The sequence below is a fragment of the Ligilactobacillus sp. WC1T17 genome, from assembly GCA_900110005.1.
GTDB lineage: Bacteria > Bacillota > Bacilli > Lactobacillales > Lactobacillaceae > Ligilactobacillus > Ligilactobacillus ruminis_A.
Genome location: FOCC01000009.1, coordinates 64,554 through 88,784 on the forward strand (window position 1 = coordinate 64,554; position 24,231 = coordinate 88,784).

Here is a 24,231-nt window from a genome sequence, read left to right on the forward strand (position 1 = left end):
ACCTCCTTGTTTTTAATCCAGCAAAGTATTTTGCTGGATTTTTTTGGACTTGCAATGTAGGCAAAAATGCGCGAAAATGCTAGTAACAAAAGGGGGATGGTTATGAAAAAAGTAGTCAAATTCGGCGGCAGCTCCCTGGCTGATGCCAAGCAGGTTGCCAAAGCCTGTCAGTTGATTAAAGCTGATAAAACGCGGCAATATGTGATTCCCAGTGCACCTGGAAAAAGATTTGAACAAGACCAAAAAGTGACCGATATGCTGATTAATTGTTATCAATTAGCCAGCAGCAAGCAGGATTTTTTGGGCCAATTAGCGCAGGTTAAAGGACGTTTTCAAGCCATCATCAAAGGACTTAAACTTGACTTATCCTTAGAAGAAGATTTTTCACAAATCAAACAGCATTTAAACCAAAAACCGCAGTTTGATTATGTGGCTTCGCGGGGTGAATATCTGAATGGTAAAATTTTAGCGGCCTATTTAAAATTTGATTTTATTGACCCTTATGAGTATATTTTTTTCAATGAAGACGGTTATTTAAACAGTTACAAAACGCAAAAAAATATGGCTAGGCGCCTTTCTCAAAGCCAATTTGCGGTGATTCCCGGCTTTTATGGACAGGCTAAGGATGGTCAGGTTAAGACTTTTTCGCGTGGCGGATCGGATATTACCGGATCAATTGTAGCGGCAGCTTGCGAAGCGGATATCTATGAAAATTGGACAGATGTATCAGGCTTTTTAGTGGCTGATCCTAAAATTGTGGCGCATCCGGTGCCGATTAAAACAATCACCTACCGCGAATTAAGGGAATTATCTTATATGGGCGCTTCGGTTTTGCACGAAGCGGCTATTTTCCCAGTGCGTTCAAAAGGAATTCCAATCAATATTAAAAATACCAACAAACCTGATGATGACGGCACATGGATTGTTGAAAGCACAGCACGCAAAACGGATTATATTATTACCGGAATTGCTGGGAAAAAAGGCTTTTGTTCGTTGACGGTGACCAAAGATTTGATGAATTCAGAAATTGGTTTTTGCCGCCGGGCACTGCAGGCCTTTGAAGATTGTAATTTGTCAATTGAACATATGCCTTCTGGAATCGATACGATGACGGTGGTTGTACATGAAGATGAATTTTTAGACAAAGAACAAGCCGTCGTAACGAGGTTGCACCGGTTAACCAACCCTGATTCGATTGAAATCGAAGCTGATTTGGCTTTGATTGCGGTCGTTGGACGCGGGATGAAAGATCAGCTGGGGACGGCTGCACGTTTGTTTTCGGCTTTAGCTAAAGAACATATTAATATTAAGATGATTGATCAAGGGTCATCAGAGCTTAACATTATCATTGCAGTGGCTGAACGGGATTTTGAAAATGCCATTCGCGCAATTTATCAAACCTTTGTTAAATAAGCGGGCTTTTTAAGCGCGTTTATTTTTTTAATAATATTACAAACGATTGCATAATCCGCTTACATTGATTACAATTAAGGCAGAAAGAAGGGGTAGGATGGATGAAAATAAGGTACAACAACTGTTTGAAACGAAACTTTCACAAGACAATAAGGGAGAAGGCTGGCATTTTAAAGTAGGCGACAAGTGGCTTAATTTGACCGCGGAGATGCTCACGAACCGGGAAAAAATGCTTCTGAAGCTAATGCAAAAGCCATCATTTCCAGTTCAGCACAGTCCTTGGGCTGATTACCTGCTGCGGCGGCAAAAAAAGCCGGTTTCCACCGGTAAATTTAGATTTTTGCAATTTAAAATCAAGCCGTTAAGCCAAAATTTTGTCATGGAAACCTTTTTAGCGGCCTTAAAGAAGATGTTTGTTTTTCCGCCCGAAGATGTCATTTTGCTAGCGCCCAACCGGGGGGTAGTAGTGGAAAAAATAACGCCTACCAGCCTAACCAAAGAAGATTTGATAGGGGTCATGCAAACGCTAGAGGATGATTTTGAATGCCAAAGCCGCCTCTTTGTCGGACACAGCTGGGAAGCCGGTGATGATTTGGCGCGATTGTTTAAAGCAGAAGAAAAAGTTTTTGTAACGATTAGAGCGCCTAAAAAAGTGTTTAACTTTACCGCAGTGAGCCTTGACTATTTTACGAATTTAGACCAGGATTACTTGGCGCAAAAATATTATGCTGCGCTTACCCAAGAGCAGACTTTAGCGCCTATGATTACTGCTTTATACCAGCATAAGGGCAACATTTCATCGGCTGCCAAAGCTTTATATGTCCACCGCAATACCTTGCAGTATCAAATCGATAAATTGGCGCAGGAAACGGGTCTTAACTTGCGGGAGATGGATGATTTGGTTTTTTGCTACCTAATTTTACATGCTCAGCATAGTGCCTAAAAAAGCACCTGCTCTTTGTGCAGTTTGGTATTTTGTGCAAACGGTTGCTAGTGTACAATGTAAACGTAATCAAAAATAAAGGGTGAGTTACATGGTTGAACTTAGTTTAAGACATATTTACAAACATTATGATAACGCAGACGCAGATCAATATTCAGTGACGGATTTTAATTTGGAAGTCAAAGACCGCGAATTTATTGTTTTTGTTGGTCCTTCAGGCTGTGGGAAGTCTACGACTCTGCGGATGATTGCGGGTTTGGAAGATATTTCCAAAGGTGAATTTTTGATTGACGGCCGGGTGGTAAATGACGAAGCACCAAAAGACCGCGATATTGCGATGGTTTTTCAAAATTATGCTCTTTACCCGCATATGACGGTTTATGATAACATGGCTTTTGGTTTGAAATTGCGCAAATATCCTAAAGAAGATATTGATCAAAGAGTGCAGCATGCGGCTAAAATTTTGGGGCTAACAGAATATTTAACCCGTAAGCCGGCAGCTTTGTCAGGTGGTCAAAGGCAGCGGGTGGCTTTAGGCCGGGCTATTGTACGTGATGCTCCTATCTTTTTGATGGATGAACCATTGTCTAACTTGGATGCTAAATTACGGGTATCCATGCGGGCTGAAATTGCTAAACTCCATCAATCGCTCAAAACGACGACGATTTATGTGACCCACGATCAAACTGAAGCGATGACGATGGCCGACCGGATTGTGGTCATGAAGGATGGCAAAATTCAACAAGTCGGTACTCCGCAAGAAGTGTACGATAAGCCGGCTAATGTCTTTGTTGGCGGTTTTATTGGATCACCGGCGATGAATTTTTTCAAAGTAACGCTGCATGATGGCCAAATTACCGATGAAGGGCATAATTTTACCTTACAAGTGCCTGAGGGCTGTCTTAAGGTGTTAGTTGATAAAGGCTACCAAGATAAGAAAATTATTTTTGGGATTCGTCCGGAAGATATTCACTCCGAACCAGCCTTTTTGGCAGCCTTCCCTAACTCAGTAGTAGAAAGTGAAGTTGTGGTTTCCGAACTTTTAGGGGCTGATTCGCAGCTTTACAGCCGGGTCGGCGAAACAGAATTTGTCTCTAAAGTTGATGCTAGAGATTTTATGAAGCCAGGAGCTAAAGTTAAGATGGGATTTGATATTAATAAAGCTCACTTCTTTGATTTAGCCAGTGAACTAGCGGTTTATTAGGAGTCAAAAAAAGCCGGTTTTAACCGGCTTTTTCGTGTTTAATGGCAGAATGAGATAATAAATAATCATTTTTAATAGGTTCAGGCAGCTCGTCAGGGTCCAAATGGTCCAGCGGATCACTGGTGCCCATTTTGATGGCCTGGTCATAATACCAGCATTTGAAATTCAGCATGGCCAAAACCCGTTTTAAATTATTCATTTCAGCTAAGACCAGCTCTTTTTGATTTTCAAAGATTTCTTTTCTTTGCCCAAATGTTGCGGGACCTTCTTTGCATAATTCCATATAATATTTGATATCTTTGATTTCCAAGCCTGACTTTTTCAGGCAGTCAATCATATTTAAGGTGTCAAGGTCGTGATCGCTAAAGGAGCGGATACCATTTTGTCTTTTGAGTTCAGGCAAAAGGCCTGCATTATCATAGTAGCGTAGGGTTGAAATTGGTAAATTTGTTATTTTAGCAACTTGGCCAATTGTATACATAAAAAACCTCCCTAAAGTTAACTTTAGCCTAGTGTAACACTTTTTTAGCCAAGAGTAAATTAGAGCTTTTACGCTTGATAAGTCTTATAATAAGGGGAAAGAAGGTGATTTTATGTTTAAGACACGACAAGGTTTCAATTGGTCCTTACTTCTGATAGGTTTGTTATTTATCTTGAGTGGACTGTTTGTGTTAAGCCATCCCAAAGCAACTTTGGCTTTGATAGCTACACTTTTAGGCATTTTAGCCATCATTAAGGGTATCTATGAATTGTGGTTTAAGCAATGGCTCGAAAAATGGACCGGCCAAAAGTTGGGAAAAGTGTTTATATTAGGAATTGTCGATATTATTTTAGGCTTGCTTTTTGTTTTTAGGCCTTTAGCTGGTATTAATTTCATTGTTTATGTATTTGCTTTTTGGTTTATTTTAGATGCAGTGCTGCAGCTTTCCTTTGCTCGCATACTCAAAACTTTTAGTGAAAGTTATTATAAAATAATCATGGTAAGCAACCTCTTAATTTTACTGTTAGGCGTTATTTTGTTATTTAATCCTCTAGAAGCTGGTGTGCTAGTGGTTTGGGTGATTGCGCTGTTTTTAATTATTACAGGTATTTTGCAGCTGTTGGCAGCTTTCGCTAAATAATAAAAAGCCCGTTTTAAACGGGCTTTTTTATTAAATTAAATTGATAATAGGCGTTGAGACCATTTGTAAGAAGATTTTTTCAAAAGTTTGCGGATCTTCAGGGATTGGCTTAGCCAGCCAAAGTTCGACGATAGAAAAATAAAAAAAGTAGCTCATATTTTTCGAATAGTACTTGGGAATTTTATTATCTTTGTTAGTTTTAAAAAAAGATGAGACCCAGCCATCGTATTTTTGACGTAAAAAGTTAAGCCAATGTGCTCTTAAAGGACTGGTATAAAGGATTTTTAAAATATCACGTTTTTCATATAAGATAGGCAGGACTTTTTGGGCGAGCATTAAGTAAGGCTGATCAACGTAGTCTTGGCGATATTTTTGGATTGTTTGATTAATTTGTTTATCAATATCTTGTTCAATTAAAACAACTACTTCTTCAACATTATTAAAATGATTATAGAAGGTGGCGCGTGAAATATCTGCATTTTTGGTAATAGCTAAAATAGGAACGTCTACTTTTCCATATTGATTGACCAATGATAAGTAGGAATCGATTATTTTTCTGACAGATTTATTCACCTTAGGCACCTCACAAAAAAAGTATAGACAACTTATATAAGTATAATACTTATATAAGAAAAGTCAAGATAAAAATTATAGAACGATTAGTTATCGTAGTTAAATTTTAAAATATTAAGTTTTTTTAAGAAGGTTGATGCTGCTTTGACACGCTGTCTAAATATAGTGCTAAATTAAAATAATTATGGCTATTATCCATGTTGATACATCCTACATTAGACAATTGTGCCTAATTTGCCTAAAATATTATTTATTGATAAACTTAGGCTTGTGTGTTCAGGGAGTTTATCTGGTATTTTTATTGGACTTAAGGTATATATTGGAACACAAGCGTTAGTTAGTTTATAATAAAAAAAGACCAATCGTTCGATTGGTCTTTTTTTGGCTGGAGATATATTGGAAACCAGTTAAAGGTTTGGAGTAGCTGTTAAGCAGGTACCAGTGACCTTGAAGATAGACTTGCCCCGTTTGTTGTAAGGCACCGGTAACTTTATTAAAGTAATATTTTTTGCCAGAAACGGTTTGAGTGCCATAGAGCATTTGACCGCTGGCATTGTAGAGGACTAATTTATTTTGGTTAGCAATGTATTGTACTCCTTTAAAGCACATTTTAATTATGATTATTTTAACACGGTGTTTGAGGTAAAATAGCTAAAAAACGATTATTTAAAAATAAAAAGGCCCCCATTCTGCTTAGTAGAATGGGGGCAAAAAGTTAAAAGACTTTAAATGGCGGTACAGGGTTAGCTTGGGGATGGTTGAAGTTAAAGTTTTTAAGGTCAGCGAAATTTTCTTGGCTAATCCAAGTAGTTACTCCGCCGGCAATCATTAAATTGATTTCAACTTCATCTTTAGGCCGGTCTGAAAATGGAATCATGACACAAGGCTTACCTTGGCTGCGGAATAAAGCCAGTTCATAAGCGGAACCATCATCGATGTTGTCAAGGTCATACAAAAAGACACCGACATCACTGGAAGCAACAGCTGTGCAGTCATTTTGGAAAGTGGCTTGAATCCATTCAGGCGTACCGAAAACACCTTCAGGGTCATTATCCACCGTAGCATCCTTATATTGGAAATCAAACGGGAAGTGGATAACACCGACAGTTTCATTTTCATTTAAATATTTTTTAGCCAGTTCAGCCCTTTCCTTTTGTTTAGGATTAAACCAAGGGGTAGCTAAATAGATTTTGGTGTTTGGTACTTTTGCTAAACATTTGTCAATCATAATTTTCCTCCTAGTAAAGATCGTTATCTAAATAATGCGAGAAATAATCAACGCTAATTTGGTCATGATCGACAGTAAGACGTGTCACAGAGCCGTTTTTAGGGCTTTGCGTGATATCAACAGTCGGATCAAAGTGGTGGACAATACTTCTAATCGTTGTTCCATGACTAACGACTAAGATATTTTGTTGATCTTGGGCAATTTTAGCGATATAGGCAAAACCTTGACCTAAACGATTCCAAAATTCCTGATTATTTTCGGCTTGATGGAAAGGGTCTTGCTCTTTACAAAAATCGCGGGCTTCTTCAATCGAGTATTGGGTGATTAACTCTTTAAAAGTCCGACAGTTATGAGTTGCGCCAATCATCAGCCATGCTTGGCTAGAATCAGCTCCTTCAAAATAACCATAACCTTGTTCGCGGAAATTCTCTAAGGCCAAAGGTTGCGGTGTAGGGTGGTCATTTTCAGCTAAAATATAGCCGCAAGTTCGTTGTGCTCTAGTGGTATCGCTATGGAAAGCATAGTCAAATTTAAGGTGCTTTAAATGCTGTCCTGCCATTTTGCCGTCTTCAATACCTTTGGGTGTTAACGGTGAATCACACCAGCCCTGCATTTTATTGTAGCGGTTCAAAATCGTTTGTCCATGACGAACGAGATAAATTTTGTAAGCCATCAAATTCCTCCAAATCCAAACTAACACAAATTATAACAGTTATTCATTTAATTTGCTAAGGATTGAATTTACTTTCAGCAGGATATCTTTATCACATGAAAACAAGATGTGATCTCCAAGTTCGATTTTAGTTGCGCCATGAGGCGAGATAGCTTTGTGATTGCGGTAAATCCGGCTAACGGTGATATCATTTATAAAAGGCAGTCTGCTTAAAGGCACACCGGCAAATTTAGCATTTTTAACGACAATTTCATAGATGCGGGCATTACCCGTCAAGACATTAAGCATGGAAGGTGTAGTAATAACAGCACTTAACATTCCAACTCTGGTATCAAAAGGATTGAAGACTTCAATATCGGCTTGGGCCAAGGTTTCTTCCATGTGGGCCATACTCTTAGGGTCGTTATTGTCTAAGACACAAATAACCCGCTGGATTCCATACGCTTTTGCTGCTAAAGCTAAACGGACATTTTGATTGGCATTGGCGTAGCCTAAAACTAAAATATCAGCATCAAAGACTTTGTCAGCGATTAATTTATCCACATTTAAACCGGGCAAAAAATGAACATTTTGCAGATAGTTATAGGTATTGAAATTTTCTTTGAGGTTTGTGTAAAAATTAATATCATACAAGTCCGTATTTAAGCGTTTTGAAGCGTTGACGGTGACAATATTGGTTCCCAAAAAGTGGACAATTGTTTTTTTGAAATCATCAGCTTCCAAAATACGCAATTTATTGAAAGCCAAAGGTCCGGCCAGACAGGTCAAAATCCCTGCCAAAATGAAGGCGCTCGCTTGCTGAGTGGTGATAACTTTTAAATCTTGTGCAACAGTCAAAACGGCTAAAACCAAGGTGATGGTGGTCGAAGACAGCAGTGTTCCGGCAAAGGCGTTGCGGGTATTGAACCGCATTTTTAGTCCCAAAAAAGCTGGCAGCTTGGCAATAACGTAAGCTGCAAAAAAGAGCGGAATTAAGATTAGCGTTTGCCGATCAGCTAAGAGGCTGGGAATATTTAATTTAGCCCCGGTCAAAATAAAAAAGAAGGGGATTAAAAAGCCATAGCCGATGGCATCTAATTTTTCTTCGGTAGCATGACTGGGTTTGAGTAATTTGATGACAATGCCAGCGACAAAGGCTCCCAGAATATTTTCGGCGCCGACGTGTTCGGCTAAAACCACTAACGAAAAGATAATCGCAAAAGCTAAGCGCATATCAACTTGAGTGGTAGCTTTGTTGAATTTAGATAAAGCTGGGAAAAACCAGCGAAAATGCCTTAACATTAAAGCGCCCGCGATAAAAAGCAGGCCAATCAGCCAAATGGAACCACCCCGTCCAGAAACAAGTGAGCTATAAATAGTCAGAGCTAACAAAGGTACCACTTCGCCCAAGACCGCAATGAGCAAAAGGGTTTGACCCAAGGGTTTAGCCAGCAGTTCATTTTCTTTCAAGACTGAAATTACTACGCCCAAGGCCACGGTGGCAAATAAGATGGTGGCTAAGGGGACATTGGTAAAAAGACCGGTCCACTTAAAGAGCAAAGCCAGCCCCAACGCCGTCAAAAGGCTTAACCCATAGGCTAGCAAGGCTACTTTAACTGGGGAAATTTTTGCGTCGGCATTTTTTTCTTCCAAAGGTGTTTTAGGACCATTATTTTTTTGAAAGAGGGAAAAATCAATTTCCATGCCGCTCAAAAAGAGCAGGATAATGACCCCAAAAGTCGACATTTCGGTTAAAATATCATCGATTTGGATGAGGTTCAGAAAACTTTTGCCAATAATAATTCCTACCAAAATTTCCGCGACGGAATTGGGCAAAAGGGATAATTTAAAACGTGCCAGAATCATCGGCGTGATAAAGGCACAGATGACTACCAGCATCAATGAAATTGACATATGCGTCATCCTTTCTAAAAAAGATTGCCTTTATTTTAGCAATGATTTATGCCTTTTTAGTGATTTTAGTCGTTTCTTTGAGGTAATGGCTGACGTACCAGGTTGAAACTAAAAGGAGTAAAGCCCGCGCTAAAAGTTCGCCACTCCAAAAAGCATTGGTGGCTAAAGGTTTCAGTAAAAGCCAGGTAGCCAAAAGCTTGCCGACTAACTCGCCGACATTGCAGTATAAGTAGGCCTTCATCTTAACCATACTGCGCAAGAGGCCTTCGTTTAAGAATTTAAAGATGGATAAAACTTGAATGCCGATAAAGGCATAGAGGTAGTTCTTAAAGAAGCTAAAAGCCAGCGGGTTTTGGCTGGGGGAAAAGAAAATAGCGGCCAAGATTTTAGGTGCGAAAATAAAAAGTACATTCAAAATTAAGCAATAGGTTAACGATAATTGGCTACACCACCGATAGACTTGGCGAACTTTTTTTAAAGCTTTTTGAGCTAGAAGTTGGGCGGAGAGCATGGTTAGGGTTTGGGCTAAACCGACCAAGACGATGCGGGTGAGGTTCATTACTTTGATGATTGCGACATAACCTAAAATGACTTCTTTGCCGAAAGGGTTGACCAAAGCTTGAATTAGCGTAGCTGAAAAAGAAATCACAAATTGTTGAAAAATCGTTGGTAAAGCAATCCCTAAAACTTCTTTGACATGGTGAGGAGTTAATCTAGGTCTTAGACTTAGCGTAGGACTTTCTGCTTTAGCTAATTTAACTAAGGATGCTACGGTGATTAGCATAAAGAACAATTGCGCTAAAACTGTCCCTAAAGCAGATCCTAAAACACCTAAGTTAAAGCCTAAGATGAACATGAGATTTAATAAGAGGTTTAAAATGCTGGAACCTAGCAAAAGATTAAAAGAGAATTTAGCTTTTTCATTAGCCAAAAGAGCGGCCCGACTGACATCATAGAGATACATAAAAGGCAAACCTAAGAGATAAACACGGCCATAGGTTAAAGATATTGGCAACAGATGCTTAGGTACGGCAATCATTTGATAGATAAAAGGCAGGATAAACCAGCCTAAGATAGCAGCTAAAATGCCGATTAAGCCCGTCAAAGCTAAAATATCGCGGGTAATAGCAATTTTTTCGCCGGTTTTGTGGGCGCCTAATAGACGGGAAACCATGATTTCCACTGCCATTTCAAATCCGCCTGAAACCACTAAAAATAACATAATGACATTTGAAGCATTCCCCACGGCAGCTAAGGCATTTGAACCGATGAATTGACCGACTAAAGCTATATCAATGACGCTGTAAAGTTGTTGTACAAATAAGCCGCTGATAATGGGTAAGGAAAAAAAGACAACTCTTTTTTTAAGGTCTGTTTGCATAAAAAAGCCTCCTTGTTATTTACTAGCTTCAAGCTTAAACTATAACCTAAGGGCATAGTCAAGGATGTGACAGCATGAAAGAAAATTATTTATTAGCCGGACAATTTGCGAAGATCTGCCATGTGACCAAAAAAGCGCTATATGTGTATGAACAAAAAGGGTTACTTACGCCAGCTTTAGTCAAAAGTAATGGTTATCGGTATTATCGCCTAGAACAAGCCGATGTAGTGGCGACGATTACGCTTTTGCAAAAATTAGGGAGTTCTTTAAATGAGATTGAATCCTTTTTTCATCTAACTGATTTATCCGCCAAAAAAGCGTATTTAGATGCTAAAAGAAAAGCCGTCTTCAAACAAAGAGCAATGCTTAAACAAATGGATGAAAGCCTAGCCTTTGTAACAAAACGGCTCCAAGATTTTGCTGCGGTGGGGGAAAATAAAGTTTGCCAAGAAGTGCTCAACCAGCCCAAATATTATCAGGTTACGGCCTTAAAGCATAATATTTCGCTGAATCCAACCAGCTTTGGACTTGAGTACGGGACATTGACGACTGATTTTTTGGATAAAAAACCAGATAAATTTTTCAAGGCAGTTAGTCCAAAAAAGGCTAATTTTATTAAGCCGGCGGGCCGGTATGTGTATTTTTATGTTCGGTTGAAAAATGCTGAAATTCCCCGATATGCAAAAAAGGCGCTAAAAAAATTGCAAGCTTTTGAGCCCATCATACCGCCGCTATATCAAGAAGATTTTTCCAGTGCGGTTTTAGGACAGGATGATTACTTTATTGTTAAATATGTGGCTGAAGTTAAGCAAAATAAGTGACGAAAACGCTTTTTAAAAGTAAAATAGGAATGAATTTGTGTTAGAGGTGATATGAATGCTTAAAGTATACGGCACTAAGCTTTGCCCTGATTGCATTGCAATGGAGGCTAATTTTAAAAAAGCCGGTATTGATTATGAATTTGTAAATATTTTTGAATCAATGCCTAAATTCAAAAGTTTTTTAGATTTGCGCGATAAAGAAGCCGTTTTTGACCACTCCAAAGAAATTGGCGATGCCGGCTTACCGGCCTTGCAAAGAGAAGACGGCAGTCTTTTTTTGAATTGGGAAGACTATTTGACAGATTTAGGTTTTGAGGTTTTTTGGCCTAAGGAAGCTGAAGCGCAAATGCAAAAAATTGAAGCTGAACTGGCGCAAAAATAAGCTTATTGTCAAAAGAGCTTACTGAATAACTGAAGAATTTATTTTAGGCAGGCCAATTCGCTTCTCAAAAAAGCGGATGGCTTGCCTATTTGAATAAAAATCACTTTACTTTTCAGATACTTTTCAGATACTTTTCAGATACTAAGTAAAAATGCTACAATAGAATACTGAAATTTTTTGAAAAAGAGGCATTTTATGGCGGAAACAATTAAGCAACAAGAACAAAAACGAATGGATATGGTCGTTTCAAAGATTAAAGAAGCTGAAGCTAAAGCACAAAAGAAAATCAAACAAGTAAAAAAAGATACGGCTGCCATCCAAGCCGATTTTAAAAATAACGTCCGGATTAAAACAAGCTCTTATTCTGGAATGATGGAAACAGCACTGACTGTCCGCCAACAGCAGCAGCAATTGGCTGAAAGAGAAAATAACCGCCAACAAGCGCAAAATCGGCTGGATATTTTGCAGCGCCTGGAAAAAAAGCCTTACTTTGCCCGCATTGATTTGCAGGAAGCAGACGAAGCTAAACCGGAAAAAATTTATATCGGTTTGGCCACTTTTTCGGACGGACCGAATGATTTTTTGGTTTACGACTGGCGGGCACCAATTTCCAGTGTTTATTATGACGGCAAATTAGGGGCCGCTCAATATGAAACCCCCGTTGGCGTACGTAAGGTCGACTTACTGCTTAAAAGGCAGTTTATGGTGGAAGATGGCCGAATTTTAACGGTGTTTGATACGGATGAAACGGTGGGCGATCAAATGCTTTTGGAAGTTTTAGATGAAGCGTCTGATGTCAAGATGAAGAGTATTGTGACCACGATTCAAAAAGAACAGAATCAAATTATCCGCGATACCAAGTCTGATTTGCTTTTTGTACAGGGAGCGGCTGGCTCAGGAAAGACATCCGCGGTCTTGCAGCGGGTCGCTTACCTTTTGTACCGGTACCGGGGCAAGATTACCTCAGGCCAGATTATCTTATTTTCACCTAACCAGCTTTTCAACGACTATATTGACCAGGTTTTGCCGGAATTAGGCGAGCACAATATGGTGCAGATGACTTATTATCAATATACGCAGCGCCGTTTGCCCAAGATAAAAGTTGAGACCTTAAAAGAACGGTTTGAAGAAGATAACCAGGGTTCAGCCAAGCAAGTTAAGACTTTAAAAGACAGCTTGAAATTTTTCCAGGCCATGACGGTTTACAGCCACTATTTGGAAACAAATGGGATGCGGTTTAAAAATATCATGCACAATGGGGAAATCTTTTTCTCAAAACAAGAAATCAAAGCAATTTACTATTCCTTCAATAAAAATTATTACTTGGGCATTAGGTTGGAAGCTACCCAAGAAGAGCTGTTAAAACGTCTTAGTTCTAAGATCGGCCATTTAGCTCGCACGGATGAAGTACAAAAGGCGGTTCAAGACTTAACGCCTCAGGAACTCAATGAATTGTACGGTGATCATCCGCGTAATTTTACTAATGGGGATAAGGAATTGCTCTTCTTATGCAAACAGTATGTTTTGCGTGATTTGGAAAAGGTTGCCAAAAAAATCCGCAAGAAGCGCTTTTTGAACCCTAATGCACAGTATATCCACTTTTTGCGGCACTTGCCTGAATTAATAGCCGTGGAAAAATATGGTCTGACTGAGGATGTTTGGCAAGATAATGTTGCTTCGGTGGTTGAAGCATTGAAAAAAGGCAAGATGTCGATGACGGATGTGACGGGCTATTTGTATTTATATGACCTGATTACCGGTCAAAGCGGCGATACGAAGATGCGTCACGTCTTTATTGATGAAATTCAAGATTACACCGCCTTTCAGCTGGCTTATTTGAAGACCAAATTTCCTAAAGCCCATTTCACCATGCTGGGTGATTTGAATCAGGCCATCTTTACCAAGGAAAATAGTCATAGCCTCTTAAATGAATTGGAATCGTTATTTGATCGGCAAAAGACCAAGGTTATTCAGCTGACCAAATCTTACCGGTCAACCAAGCAGATTACTGATTTTACCAAAGAAGTTTTGCTCAATGGCGAAAAAGTGACGGCCTTCAACCGCAAGGGCGCTTTACCAACAATAACACTTGACCAAAGCCAAGAAAACCTAGTAGCTGATGTCATTAAACAATTGGCAGAAAATGACCAGCAGAAAATGACCACTGCCATTATCGCTAAAAGCTTAAAGGAATGTGTGGATTTATTTGAAGCGTTAAAGCAAAAAAATATTAAGACCACAGTCATCCGCACCGAAAATCAACGCTTAGTTCCAGGCACTATTATTGTGCCAGCCTACTTGGCTAAGGGCTTGGAATTTGATGCGGTCATTATGTGGAATGCCAATGCTGAAAATTATCATGAAGAAGATGAAAGACAGCTGGTTTACACGATTTGTTCGCGTGCGATGCATAAGCTGGATATCTTAGCTCAAGGGGAACTTTCACCTTTATTTGACCACGTCTCACCTGAATTGTATCAGCTGATTGACCGCAGATAGTAATTAAAAAAAGCACCTTTGGCTCGTATGGGCTTAGTGACAAGGAACTACTCCTCGGGGGCTTGACAGCCCCGCTTCGTCGCAGTCCGCTTGTCATACAGCCCATAACCGCTCCCAAAAGCACCCTGGTGTAGTACGGCTTTTGGTCGCATGGGCTTAGTGACAAGGAACTACTCCTCGGGGGCTTGGCAGCCCCGCTTCGTCGCAGTCCGCTTGTCATACAGCTCATAACCGCTCCCAAAAGCACCCTGTGTAGTACGGCAAAACTTCGCATGAGCCTAGCGCTAAGGACCTGAAGGCTAGGAGGGGACAAGCCCCTCGCGTCGCCATCAGGCCAAGCTTAGCGTACGGCTCATAAGCGCTCAGTTTGCACCCTGGTTTAGTCGGGCTTTTGGTCGTATGGGCTTAGTGACAAGGAACTACTCCTCGGGGGCTTGACAGCCCCGCTTCGTCGCAGTCCGCTTGTCATACAGCCCATAACCGCTCCCCAAAGCACCCTGTGTAGTACGGCAAAACTTCGCATGAGCCTAGCGCTAAGGACCTGAAGGCTAGGAGGGGACAAGCCCCTCGCGTCGCCATCAGGCCAAGCTTAGCGTACGGCTCATAAGCGCTCAGTTTGCACCCTGGAGTAGTCGGGCTTTTCTTGGCAAGCTCCTAGAGCTAAGACCCTAACCCCTTGGGGCTTGACAGCCCACGGCGGGGTCAGGACACTTAGCTTACGAAGCTTAACCGCCAAGAAAAGCACCCTATTTTAGTCGGGCTTTGGCTCATATGAGTCTAGAGCCAAGGCCTAAATGGCTAGGAGGGGACAAGCCCCTCACGTCGCCATTTGGGCAAGCTTGGCTTACGCCTCATGACCATTCGCCAAAGCACCCTGGTTTTGTGTTAAAATAAAAGCGTATTGATATTGTAGATTAAGGACAAGAATAATGGAAAATCAAATTAATTATTATAAAATTGAACGTGACGAATGGCGCAATTTTTATAAAGATCATATTCCTGATTTAACCGAAGAGGAGCTAGAGCGTATTAAGTCATTAAATGACCAGATATCGCTAAAAGATGTCGCTGATATTTATCTGCCAATGGTGCATTTGCTAGGGATGTTTATGAAGCACCAGCAGGCTTTGCAGCAGGATCAGGCTAAATTTTTAGGCATTAAAACACATAAGGTTCCATTTATCTTGGGGATTGCCGGCTCAGTGGCGGTAGGAAAAAGTACTACAGCACGGTTGTTGAAAAATCTGCTCGCGGAAGTTTATCCCCACAAAAAAGTACAGCTGATTACGACGGATGGTTTTATTTATCCGAATGCATTGTTGAAGAAAAAAGGCATTATGGCGCGCAAGGGTTTTCCGGAAAGCTACGATATGCCGCGGCTGATTAAATTTGTCAATGATGTTAAAAATGGGATTCCCGCCAAAGCACCGGTATATTCGCACAAGGTCTATGATATTGTGGCTGATAAATTTGATATTATTGATAAACCTGACATTTTAATTGTCGAAGGGATTAATGTCTTGCAGCTGCCTAGTCATGAACCGATTTATGTCAGCGACTTTTTTGATTTTTCGATTTATGTGGATGCCAAAGAAAGTTATATTAAACGCTGGTATTTGGAACGGTTCGGTTTACTGCTGGATACAGCATTCAAAGATCCGACTAATTACTACTATCCTTATGCCATCGGCGACCGAAAAGCAGCTTTTAAGATGGCTGCTAGAGTTTGGCAAGAGGTCAATCATCCTAACTTGCTTGATTATATCCTGCCGACCAAAAATCGCGCTGATTTGATTGTGGTCAAAGGCAAAGACCATTTGATTAAGGAACTTAAATTGCGCAAATATTAGCTAAAACCGATTAAATTTAAATCTATGAGCTTTAATAACCGTCTTTTGATGGTTATTTTTATTATAAATTGCTAAAATGTCCGTGAAAAGGTTTGACCTAGCGTAAGTCAATCTGTACAATGTAGTAAAGACAAATATTAAACTAATGAGGTGACCAGCGTGGCTAATGTTGATATGCAGGCTTTTGACAAGATTATCGTCTTAGATTTCGGCAGCCAGTATAACCAGTTGATTACCCGCCGTATTCGTGAATTTGGCATTTATTCTGAATTGCTGTCACATAAATTAACAGCAGAACAGATTAAAGCCATGAATCCTAAAGGGATTATTTTATCCGGCGGGCCTAACAGTGTATATGATGAAGATGCTTTTAAAGTTGATCCGGAAATCTTCAATTTAGGGATTCCTGTTTTGGGCATTTGCTATGGTATGCAGCTGATGGCGCATGAACTGGGCGGTAAGGTTGAAAGTGCGGCAAATAAAGAATATGGTAAGGCTGAAATTGAAATTATTTCTGCCGAGGCCAAAATGTTTAAAGATTTGCCCCAAAAGCAAGATGTTTGGATGAGCCACGGCGATTTGGTGACCCAAGTGCCTGCAGGTTTTGAAGTCGTAGCGAAGAGTGCCAACTGCCCAATTGCTTCGATGGCTAATGATGACCGCAAACTTTACGGTTTGCAATTCCATCCGGAAGTACGCAATACTGTTTATGGCAATGATATTTTAAAGAACTTTGCCTTTAACGTTTGCCAAGCTCAGGCTAACTGGACGATGGATGACTTTATTTTGATGCAAGTTGAAAAGATTCGCCAAGAAGTCGGGGATAAAAAAGTTATCTTAGGTCTTTCCGGCGGGGTTGATTCTAGTGTAACGGCAGCTTTATTAAATAAGGCTATCGGTCAGCAATTAACCTGCATTTTTGTCGACCATGGTTTGCTTAGAAAAGATGAAGCCAAGCAAGTGATGGCAGCTTTGGCAGAAGGATTAGGGGTTAATATTGTCAAGGTTGACGCGGCTAAGCGCTTCTTAGGCAAGCTTAAAGGTGTCAGCGACCCTGAACAAAAGCGCAAGATTATTGGCAAGGAATTCATTGAAGTCTTCAATGAAGAAGCGCAAAAATTAAAAGACGTTGATTTCTTAGCTCAAGGTACGCTTTATACCGACGTGATTGAATCAGGCACAGATACAGCTAAGACGATTAAATCACACCATAATGTCGGCGGACTTCCTAAGGACATGCACTTCAAATTAATTGAACCGCTTAGGACTCTATTTAAAGATGAAACCCGCCAGCTGGGCGAAAAATTAGGCATTCCCCATGAACTCGTGTGGCGGCAACCATTTCCAGGGCCTGGTCTCGGTATTCGCGTTATTGGTGAAATTACCGAGGATAAATTGGAAATTGTCCGCGATTCAGACGCTATCTTACGTGAAGTAATTGCCAAACATGGTCTTGATGAAGAGATTTGGCAATACTTCACGGTTTTGCCAGGGATTCGTTCCGTTGGTGTGATGGGCGACGGCCGGACTTATGACTATACCGTCGGCATTAGAGCCGTAACCTCGATTGATGGGATGACAGCTGACTTTGCTAAGATTCCTTGGGATGTTTTGCAAGAGATTTCCGTTAGGATTGTTAATGAAGTCGGTCACGTCAACCGCGTCGTGTATGACATTACCTCTAAGCCGCCCGCAACAATTGAATGGGAATAAAAGACTTATTTAATTTGATTGCGGAACCTTGATTTAACGGTATCTTAGAGAAGCAACACCTACTAAAAAAGAGACTGGCAGACATGGTTGTCTGCCAAAAGTCTGCAATGAACTATCTAGTTTTAGCCAACTAGGTAGTTTTTTGTTTAGAGAAATTGTTAAAATAGGAGACAGTAAGCAATTAATTGGGGGAAAATAAATGGCAACCTTTAACGAACTGATCGAGCAAATTGACAATAATTTGCCTAACGATGGTAAGCATACCCGGGACCGGGGAACAGCATTTGAAAAGATGGCTGTTGCTTACTTCAAGAATGAACCAGCCTACAAGAATAAATTTAGTAATGTTTGGATGTTGTCGGAAGTCCCAGCAGAATATAATATCTCTAGAGTAGACACTGGGGTTGATATTGTTGCTAAAAACCGGGTAAGCGGTAAACTCACGGCTATTCAAGCTAAATTTTATAAGGGCAAGGTCAGCAAGGGTGATGTAGATTCTTTTGTGGCTGAAGCAAGCAAGAATTATTACGCAGACGGCATTTTAATCACGACTACGGATGATTGGAACAAGCACGCTGAAAATGATCTAGAGGGTCTCTCTAAGCCTATTACCAGGATTGGCTTGTCCCAGCTGGAAAACGCTGATATTGACTGGCAACTGTTTGACTTTGATTCTAAAAATGAAAATCTGCGTCATAAAACCAAGAAGATGAGAGATTACCAAATTGAAGCCGTTGAAAAGTCAGTGGCTTATTTTAAGGATCACTCACGTGGAAAGCTGGTTATGGCTCCAGGGACTGGGAAAACCTTTACTAGTTTGAAGATTGCAGAAGCCTTGATGAAAGAATCTGGCAAAGATATTTATAATGTCCTTTATTTGGTTCCAAGCATCCAGCTGTTATCTCAGACCCTGTTTAGCTGGAACAGTGATGTTAATCCAGATTTGCAGATGGACTCTTTCTCTGTAGTTTCGGACAGCAAGGCAACTAAGCAAAAGACCGGGGATGATGAGTTAAGTGCAAAAGACATTGGCTTCCCGGCTACCACTAACGTGGATCAGTTCATGGAGAACTACCATGCTTTGAAGGATGGAGACGGCAAGCAGATTAGAGTAGTCTTTTCAACCTACCAGTCAATTGATGTTATTGGCCGGGCTCAAAAGCAAGGCTTCCCAGAGTTTGATCTGATTATTTCAGATGAAGCGCACCGGACAACTGGTGCGGCGCAAATGGGTGATCCAACGGTATTTACCAAGGTTCACTCAAACCAGAATGTAAAGGGAAAGCTTCGCCTGTATCAAACCGCCACTCCGAAGGTTTACGGTAGTGATGCTAAGAAGAAGGCTGAATCTGAAAGCTACGTCATTTCATCAATGGATGACAAAGACATTTATGGGGAAGAAATTTTCCGTTTGGGCTTTGGGGATGCAGTTAACAGAGGCTACTTGACTGACTACAAGGTTTCTGTCATTGCGGTTAGTGAAAGCTACATCAACAAGAATATGCAGTCCATTTTATCTAATGATGATAGTGAATTAGTGACTGATGACGTTGGTAAAATCATTGGTGTTTGGAATGCCATGGTTAAACGTAATGGCAAAACGGGCGTTATTGAAGGCGCACCAATGAAGCGGGCAATCCTATTTACTGACAAGATTGTTCATTCAAAAGAGATTACGGATGAATTTAATAGTGTCGTTAATGACTATCTGGACGATCAAAGCGAAGGTAGCTACTATGTGAACGTTAAGCACGTTGACGGCGGCTTAAATGCGTTGCAGAAAAAGAATGCCCTTGATTGGTTAGAAGGTGACATTCCCGAAAATGAAGCCCGTATTCTGTCTAACGTCCGCTTCTTAACTGAAGGAATTGATGTTCCGAACCTGGATGCTGTCATTTTCTTCAGCCCGAAGAAGTCACAGGTTGATATTGTGCAAGCTGTTGGCCGAATTATGAGACGATTTGAAGGCAAGAAATACGGTTATATCATCCTGCCGATTGTCATTGATGCAAACGTTGATCCAGCAATGGCATTGGACAATAACAAGAAGTATCAACAAGTTTGGCAGGTATTAAACGCTCTGCGCTCTACTGACGAACGGTTTGAAGCAGAAATTAATAAGCTGGAGTTAAACAAGCATAAGTCAAAACGTTTAACGATCAATCCTGTTCATAATCACCCAAGCAGACCAGTTACTCAAAAGCGGGGAGAGGAAGCAGAGAGAAAGCGGGAGAATGGTGAACAGCTTAGTCTTGACTTGAATACGGATGAAGTTTCTGATATAGAGCAAGCCTTTTACGGCAAGATTGTTAAAAAAGTTGGGGACCGTCGGTATTTGGAAGACTGGTCAGCTGATGTTGCTAGAATTGCCCAGCGGCACATTACCAAGATTAAGGATCTGATTGACAGTCAAAGCGGGGCTAAAATGGCCTTTGATACCTTTATCAAGGGCTTGCGCTACAACATTAACGATTCAATTGATGAAGAACAGGCTATTGAGATGCTGGCCCAGCACTTGATTACCCAGCCTGTTTTCCAAGCTTTGTTTGGCGAATACAGCTTTGTTAACAATAATCCGGTTTCTAAGGCAATGAACGACGTTATCTCTGCCTTCTCTTTGTTTGGCTTTGATAAAGAGCAAAAGGAATTGGAGCCATTCTATGAATCGGTTAAGTTGCGGGCATCAGGTATTGATAATGCTGAGGCAAAGCAGAAAATTATTGTTACTCTGTATGACAACTTCTTCAGAAAGGGCTTCAAGAAGACCACGGAGCAGATGGGGATTGTCTTTACTCCAGTGGAAGTAGTAGACTTTATTGTTAAATCTGTTGGCTGGGCTTTAAAGAAGTATCTTGGGAGAAGTTTGGCGGATGAAAATGTCCACATTCTTGACCCATTTACTGGGACCGGGACTTTTATTACCCGGACACTTCAATACTTGAAGCAACAGATGGATGAAGGCAAGATTACCTATGCGGACATTTTACGGAAGTACATGCACGAACTGCATGCTAACGAGATTGTTCTGCTGAGCTACTATATTGCGGCGATTAACATTGAAACGGTTTTTGATGAGGTTAATGGGCCAGATGAAGGTTATGTTCCGTTTAACGGGATTGTTCTTACGGATACATTTGAAAGTACTGAAGAGCAGCCTGTATTAGATGACAAGCTGTTTGGTGAAAACAATGCTCGCTTGAAGGAACAGCAAAAGGAGCCAATTACTGTTATTATTGGGAACCCGCCATATTCAGTAGGACAAAAAAATGCCAACGATAATAATCAAAATTTGCATTATCCCCAACTAGAACAAGCAATTAGAAATACTTATGTGACAAGTAGTAAATCATCTCTAAGCAAGGGGACTTATGACAGCTATGTTAAAGCTTTTAGATGGGCGACAGATAGATTAGGAGATCGGGGTATCATTGGTTTTGTAACGAATGGTAGCTATATTGATTCTAATAGTACAGATGGTCTTCGAGCTTCTTTCTACAAAGAGTTTAATTATTTGTATATCTTCAATTTGCGTGGTAATGCTCGAACACAAGGTGAGCAACGTAGAAAAGAAAAGGATAACGTTTTCGGACAGGGAACAAGAACTCCTATTGCCATCAGTATCTTAGTAAAGGATGGCTCGGATGCTCATGAGCTCTATTACCATGATATTGGTGACTACTTGAGCCGAAATGAAAAGTTACAAATCTTGGAAAATTCCAATAATATTAATGGACTCAACTGGCAACAGATTATTCCCGATGAAAATCAAGATTGGATTAATCAGAGAGATCCTAATTACCAAAACTATGTTAGCATTGTCGGTGAACAAGCATCACCATTTTATAATAATGCAATTGGGGTAAGTACAAATAGGGATGCATGGGTTTATGGATATGATAGGTCATCAGTGTTGAAACATGTTAAAACTTTAGAAGACAACTATAATACTGAAGTAGAGAAAAATGAACGTGAAGCTGGTTTGCTTGATCCTAAGAAGATAAAGTGGACAGTAAAACTAAAGGATTATTTAACTAAGGGATTAAAATTAGAGTTTGACCCAAGTAAAATTCAGCTTAGTATGTACAGACCATATACGAAGAAATGGCTGTATTTTAATGATGATGTTGTGGAAAGGCCTGGACAATATTATAAAAAGTGGGGAAAAGATAATTTGACTCTTGTGACTACTGGTCGAGGTGCTAGTCGAGACTTTTCTGTATTAGCAACTAATGTAATTCCAAACATGGATACGCTTGAAAAGGGCCAAGGGTTTATGCGTTATGACAACGAGCAAAACGATGTATCTGATCTATTTGAAACAAATCATGATAATGTAAATCAAGCATTTGCAGATAAAATTGGATTGTCTCTTGATGATACTTTTGCTTATGTCTATGGCTTGCTTAATTCTCCAGAATATCAGCAGAAATATGCTAATGATTTGAAGAAAGATCTAGCTCGCATCCCTATCGTAGCTAATAAGGAAAAATATGTTGAAGTCGGCAAGAAGCTGATGGATTTGCATATCAACTATGAAGAAGTACCTGTTTACGACGGAGTTCAGATTGTAGCCCGCGAAAATCCAAGCTATGTTGTTAAGAAGATGAAGTTTGGCAAGAAGAGGGATGCAGAGTCTGGCAAGTTGGAGAAAGACAAGTCAACCATTATCTTTAACTCTGATATCACTATCAAAGACATTCCCGAAAAGGCTTATGAGTACGTTGTAAATGGACGTTCTGCTATTGAGTGGATTATGGATCAATACCAGGTTAAGACTGATAAGAAGTCTGGTATTACCGATGATCCTAACGACTTTAGTGATGATCCAAAGTACATCTTTAACCTGCTTCTTCGGATTATTAACGTGTCTCTCCAGACTGTTGATTTAGTTAACAACTTGCCTAAGTTAGAAATAATTGAATAGAGATGAAAAAGGAAGCTAATTAGCTTCCTTTTTTTGATTTGCGTAATACGAAATCATAGTATAATATAGATAGAAAACGTAATACGTAATCAAAGGAGGATTTGATATGCCTAGAGGTGGGTTTAGAAAAGGTGCGGGACGGCCAAAAAGTGGTCGTAAAGTTCATACAATTCGGGCAACTAATGAAGAATGGAAGCTTATTAAAGCTTATGCTGAGCAAGTGAAAACTGGTAAATTGCCGGAAATATCAAAGGGGCAGGATGTGAAGCCAACTGGAAAAGCAAAACCAGCTGTAAAGAAGTCAAAGAGTACTAAGAAGCTCGGTCAACTAGCGTATGCTACCGTTGTTTTTGGTAACCCGGAGAAGATTAAATACGGATGCTTTTTCTGTATCCCAGAGGGCGAAAAGTACGCAATAAAGGCGTATTTTTGCCTAACGAGTGAGGCACCTACAAACGTATGGAATGTACTGGATGAAGTGGACGTTACCTATGGCTATCTAATGCCAGCTACCAGTGGTTGGGTCTGGAAAAATGCTGAAGGTCAAAAGCTTTTAGGACCAGATTCAGAAATTCTATCGAGAAAGAAGACAATTAAAGCTGCATTTGCCTGTTGGCTTTCAGAACTGTTGGTGAATCAAAAGAAAGTTAGAGCTAAGGAACTCCAGGAAAGATAATTAAGACTGGAAAGATACTTGATAAAGTAAAATGGGCCTTATTATTTTGCCGATATACCAATTGCTTAAAAACGATGTGTTAGGCTGATAATAAGAATAATAGCGAAAAATCAAATCCTAAAAGAAGGATGGCAACAAGGGGAAGCATGTGCACAGCATGGATAGAAAAGTAGGTTCCTACAATTTTGGTGTAGTTGTCTTTAGGATATCCTAAAATCAAAAGACCATCGGACGTTGTTTGGTTAAAGACAGGATAATCTTTGAGATAGCCTTTAGAAAAATTTGCTATATCTTGTAAGGTATAGGTTTCAGGTACATTTTTGGTAAGGTTGAATGTCCAGTAACTCTTCTCCTTAGAAGCTAGGTAAATTGCCCAAATGTTAGCTTTATTAAGTGCCTTGGCGAATTTTTGTGAAATTGCTTTGATGTTTAATAAATCAGATACCAAAGATAGCATATTTTGCGGAGCTGGTTTTGGCTAGTTTCTTTTTTTATTTCAAGCAAAAATCCTTTTTAAAGGCTATACTGTTAGCTGAAAGGGGTTTTACTCGATGAAAAGAAATAGTCTAGGAGGGATGTTATGTATTTTGAACTACCTACGATTAAATCGTAGGAATCGCGTCACGCGATTACATTACGTGTACATTAAAAAAACGATACACGCTCCGAACCTAGTTATAATGACTGGAAATACCGCCACTATACTAAATATATAATATTCACTAATTATCGCACCCATTTTGACTCGCTCAGGGTGATACGCATAATTTTGTGCTATTAGTTCGGTAGGATTTGGTTCCGTTTCCTAAAAAAAACTTCTTTTTTTAAATTATTTCCACCAAGTTACTTGCTTTTAATTTAGGATAATCCCTTAATTTTACATGTTTTTCTGGGTGTAAGCCCCATTCCCTAATGTTTAAGGCTGCGTTATAATCCC

At 40.0% G+C, this 24,231-nt stretch carries 19 protein-coding genes; 11 read left to right on the plus strand and 8 right to left on the minus strand.

Features of this window, described 5'->3' with window-relative positions; genetic code table 11:
• Window positions 1-102: 102 nt before the first annotated feature.
• The 3 genes from BMX26_RS06895 (at window position 103) to BMX26_RS06905 (ending at window position 3,560) form a co-directional block, all read left to right on the plus strand.
• Window positions 103-1,413, plus strand: a complete 1,311-nt coding sequence (locus tag BMX26_RS06895; RefSeq protein ID WP_075530709.1) for an aspartate kinase — start codon at window positions 103-105, stop codon at window positions 1,411-1,413.
• A 97-nt stretch (window positions 1,414-1,510) separates the two neighbouring features.
• The gene (locus BMX26_RS06900; protein ID WP_075530710.1) at window positions 1,511-2,356 is read left to right on the plus strand and encodes a helix-turn-helix domain-containing protein; all 846 of its coding nucleotides are present in this window, start codon (window positions 1,511-1,513) and stop codon (window positions 2,354-2,356) included.
• 91 nt (window positions 2,357-2,447) lie between these two features.
• Entirely contained in the window at window positions 2,448-3,560 is a 1,113-nt protein-coding gene (locus BMX26_RS06905; protein WP_075530711.1) for an ABC transporter ATP-binding protein, read from the plus strand.
• 19 nt (window positions 3,561-3,579) lie between these two features.
• Here the strand turns inward: BMX26_RS06905 and BMX26_RS06910 are convergent, their stop codons facing one another.
• Window positions 3,580-4,041 carry a MerR family transcriptional regulator gene (locus tag BMX26_RS06910; RefSeq protein WP_075530712.1) on the minus strand — a complete coding sequence of 154 codons (462 nt, stop codon included), beginning with the start codon at window positions 4,039-4,041 and terminating at the stop codon, window positions 3,580-3,582.
• Window positions 4,042-4,153: 112 nt separating this feature from the next.
• Here BMX26_RS06910 and BMX26_RS06915 point away from each other — a divergent pair, with 112 nt between their 5' ends.
• Complete coding sequence (locus tag BMX26_RS06915; RefSeq protein ID WP_075530713.1) at window positions 4,154-4,681, plus strand: HdeD family acid-resistance protein; 528 nt, start codon at window positions 4,154-4,156, stop codon at window positions 4,679-4,681.
• A 30-nt stretch (window positions 4,682-4,711) separates the two neighbouring features.
• On the opposite strand, the gene BMX26_RS06920 is transcribed toward BMX26_RS06915, so the two are convergent.
• From BMX26_RS06920 to BMX26_RS06945, 6 genes are all read right to left on the minus strand, one after another.
• Window positions 4,712-5,254 carry a TetR/AcrR family transcriptional regulator gene (locus BMX26_RS06920; protein ID WP_075530714.1) on the minus strand — a complete coding sequence of 181 codons (543 nt, stop codon included), beginning with the start codon at window positions 5,252-5,254 and terminating at the stop codon, window positions 4,712-4,714.
• A 342-nt stretch (window positions 5,255-5,596) separates the two neighbouring features.
• The gene (locus tag BMX26_RS06925) at window positions 5,597-5,863 is read right to left on the minus strand and encodes a hypothetical protein (protein ID WP_075530715.1); all 267 of its coding nucleotides are present in this window, start codon (window positions 5,861-5,863) and stop codon (window positions 5,597-5,599) included.
• A 106-nt stretch (window positions 5,864-5,969) separates the two neighbouring features.
• Window positions 5,970-6,482 carry a nucleoside 2-deoxyribosyltransferase gene (locus BMX26_RS06930; protein ID WP_075530716.1) on the minus strand — a complete coding sequence of 171 codons (513 nt, stop codon included), beginning with the start codon at window positions 6,480-6,482 and terminating at the stop codon, window positions 5,970-5,972.
• Between the two features lie 10 nt (window positions 6,483-6,492).
• A complete protein-coding gene (locus BMX26_RS06935) occupies window positions 6,493-7,155 on the minus strand; it encodes a histidine phosphatase family protein (protein ID WP_075530717.1) in 663 nt (220 codons plus the stop codon).
• A 39-nt stretch (window positions 7,156-7,194) separates the two neighbouring features.
• Window positions 7,195-9,048: a cation:proton antiporter family protein gene (locus BMX26_RS06940; protein ID WP_075530718.1), complete on the minus strand. Its 1,854-nt coding sequence runs from the start codon at window positions 9,046-9,048 to the stop codon at window positions 7,195-7,197.
• A gap of 46 nt (window positions 9,049-9,094) precedes the next feature.
• Entirely contained in the window at window positions 9,095-10,429 is a 1,335-nt protein-coding gene (locus BMX26_RS06945) for an MATE family efflux transporter (RefSeq protein WP_075530719.1), read from the minus strand.
• 74 nt (window positions 10,430-10,503) lie between these two features.
• On the opposite strand from BMX26_RS06945, the gene BMX26_RS06950 reads away from it, so the two are divergent.
• From BMX26_RS06950 to BMX26_RS06980, 7 genes are all read left to right on the plus strand, one after another.
• Entirely contained in the window at window positions 10,504-11,250 is a 747-nt protein-coding gene (locus tag BMX26_RS06950; RefSeq protein ID WP_075530720.1) for a MerR family transcriptional regulator, read from the plus strand.
• A 55-nt stretch (window positions 11,251-11,305) separates the two neighbouring features.
• Window positions 11,306-11,632, plus strand: a complete 327-nt coding sequence (locus BMX26_RS06955; RefSeq protein ID WP_075530721.1) for a glutaredoxin domain-containing protein — start codon at window positions 11,306-11,308, stop codon at window positions 11,630-11,632.
• Between the two features lie 195 nt (window positions 11,633-11,827).
• The gene (gene helD, locus BMX26_RS06960; protein ID WP_075530722.1) at window positions 11,828-14,131 is read left to right on the plus strand and encodes an RNA polymerase recycling motor HelD; all 2,304 of its coding nucleotides are present in this window, start codon (window positions 11,828-11,830) and stop codon (window positions 14,129-14,131) included.
• Window positions 14,132-15,060: 929 nt separating this feature from the next.
• Complete coding sequence (gene coaA, locus BMX26_RS06965) at window positions 15,061-15,981, plus strand: type I pantothenate kinase (protein WP_075530723.1); 921 nt, start codon at window positions 15,061-15,063, stop codon at window positions 15,979-15,981.
• 159 nt (window positions 15,982-16,140) lie between these two features.
• On the plus strand, window positions 16,141-17,694 hold the full coding sequence (gene guaA, locus BMX26_RS06970) for a glutamine-hydrolyzing GMP synthase (RefSeq protein WP_075530724.1): 1,554 nt from the start codon (window positions 16,141-16,143) through the stop codon (window positions 17,692-17,694).
• A gap of 199 nt (window positions 17,695-17,893) precedes the next feature.
• Window positions 17,894-22,618 (plus strand): DEAD/DEAH box helicase, encoded by a 4,725-nt coding sequence (locus BMX26_RS06975; RefSeq protein ID WP_075530725.1) that lies wholly within the window; start codon window positions 17,894-17,896, stop codon window positions 22,616-22,618.
• A gap of 106 nt (window positions 22,619-22,724) precedes the next feature.
• A complete protein-coding gene (locus BMX26_RS06980; protein ID WP_075530726.1) occupies window positions 22,725-23,294 on the plus strand; it encodes a hypothetical protein in 570 nt (189 codons plus the stop codon).
• A 79-nt stretch (window positions 23,295-23,373) separates the two neighbouring features.
• Here BMX26_RS06980 and BMX26_RS06985 read toward each other — a convergent pair whose 3' ends face one another.
• Window positions 23,374-23,742 (minus strand): hypothetical protein, encoded by a 369-nt coding sequence (locus BMX26_RS06985; protein WP_143454878.1) that lies wholly within the window; start codon window positions 23,740-23,742, stop codon window positions 23,374-23,376.
• Window positions 23,743-24,231 lie beyond the last annotated feature (489 nt).

Bases quoted from the DNA above. Each gene is read 5' to 3' on its own strand.
- BMX26_RS06955 (WP_075530721.1), top strand. From the start codon at position 11,306: ATGCTTAAAGTATACGGCACTAAGCTTTGCCCTGATTGCATTGCAATG.
- BMX26_RS06980 (WP_075530726.1), top strand. From the start codon at position 22,725: ATGCCTAGAGGTGGGTTTAGAAAAGGTGCGGGACGGCCAAAAAGTGGT.
- BMX26_RS06905 (WP_075530711.1), top strand. From the start codon at position 2,448: ATGGTTGAACTTAGTTTAAGACATATTTACAAACATTATGATAACGCA.
- BMX26_RS06915 (WP_075530713.1), top strand. From the start codon at position 4,154: ATGTTTAAGACACGACAAGGTTTCAATTGGTCCTTACTTCTGATAGGT.
- coaA (WP_075530723.1), top strand. From the start codon at position 15,061: ATGGAAAATCAAATTAATTATTATAAAATTGAACGTGACGAATGGCGC.
- BMX26_RS06945 (WP_075530719.1), bottom strand. From the start codon at position 10,429: ATGCAAACAGACCTTAAAAAAAGAGTTGTCTTTTTTTCCTTACCCATT.
- BMX26_RS06975 (WP_075530725.1), top strand. From the start codon at position 17,894: ATGGCAACCTTTAACGAACTGATCGAGCAAATTGACAATAATTTGCCT.
- BMX26_RS06895 (WP_075530709.1), top strand. From the start codon at position 103: ATGAAAAAAGTAGTCAAATTCGGCGGCAGCTCCCTGGCTGATGCCAAG.
- helD (WP_075530722.1), top strand. From the start codon at position 11,828: ATGGCGGAAACAATTAAGCAACAAGAACAAAAACGAATGGATATGGTC.
- BMX26_RS06930 (WP_075530716.1), bottom strand. From the start codon at position 6,482: ATGATTGACAAATGTTTAGCAAAAGTACCAAACACCAAAATCTATTTA.
- BMX26_RS06925 (WP_075530715.1), bottom strand. From the start codon at position 5,863: ATGTGCTTTAAAGGAGTACAATACATTGCTAACCAAAATAAATTAGTC.
- BMX26_RS06950 (WP_075530720.1), top strand. From the start codon at position 10,504: ATGAAAGAAAATTATTTATTAGCCGGACAATTTGCGAAGATCTGCCAT.
- BMX26_RS06935 (WP_075530717.1), bottom strand. From the start codon at position 7,155: ATGGCTTACAAAATTTATCTCGTTCGTCATGGACAAACGATTTTGAAC.
- BMX26_RS06940 (WP_075530718.1), bottom strand. From the start codon at position 9,048: ATGTCAATTTCATTGATGCTGGTAGTCATCTGTGCCTTTATCACGCCG.
- BMX26_RS06910 (WP_075530712.1), bottom strand. From the start codon at position 4,041: ATGTATACAATTGGCCAAGTTGCTAAAATAACAAATTTACCAATTTCA.
- BMX26_RS06900 (WP_075530710.1), top strand. From the start codon at position 1,511: ATGGATGAAAATAAGGTACAACAACTGTTTGAAACGAAACTTTCACAA.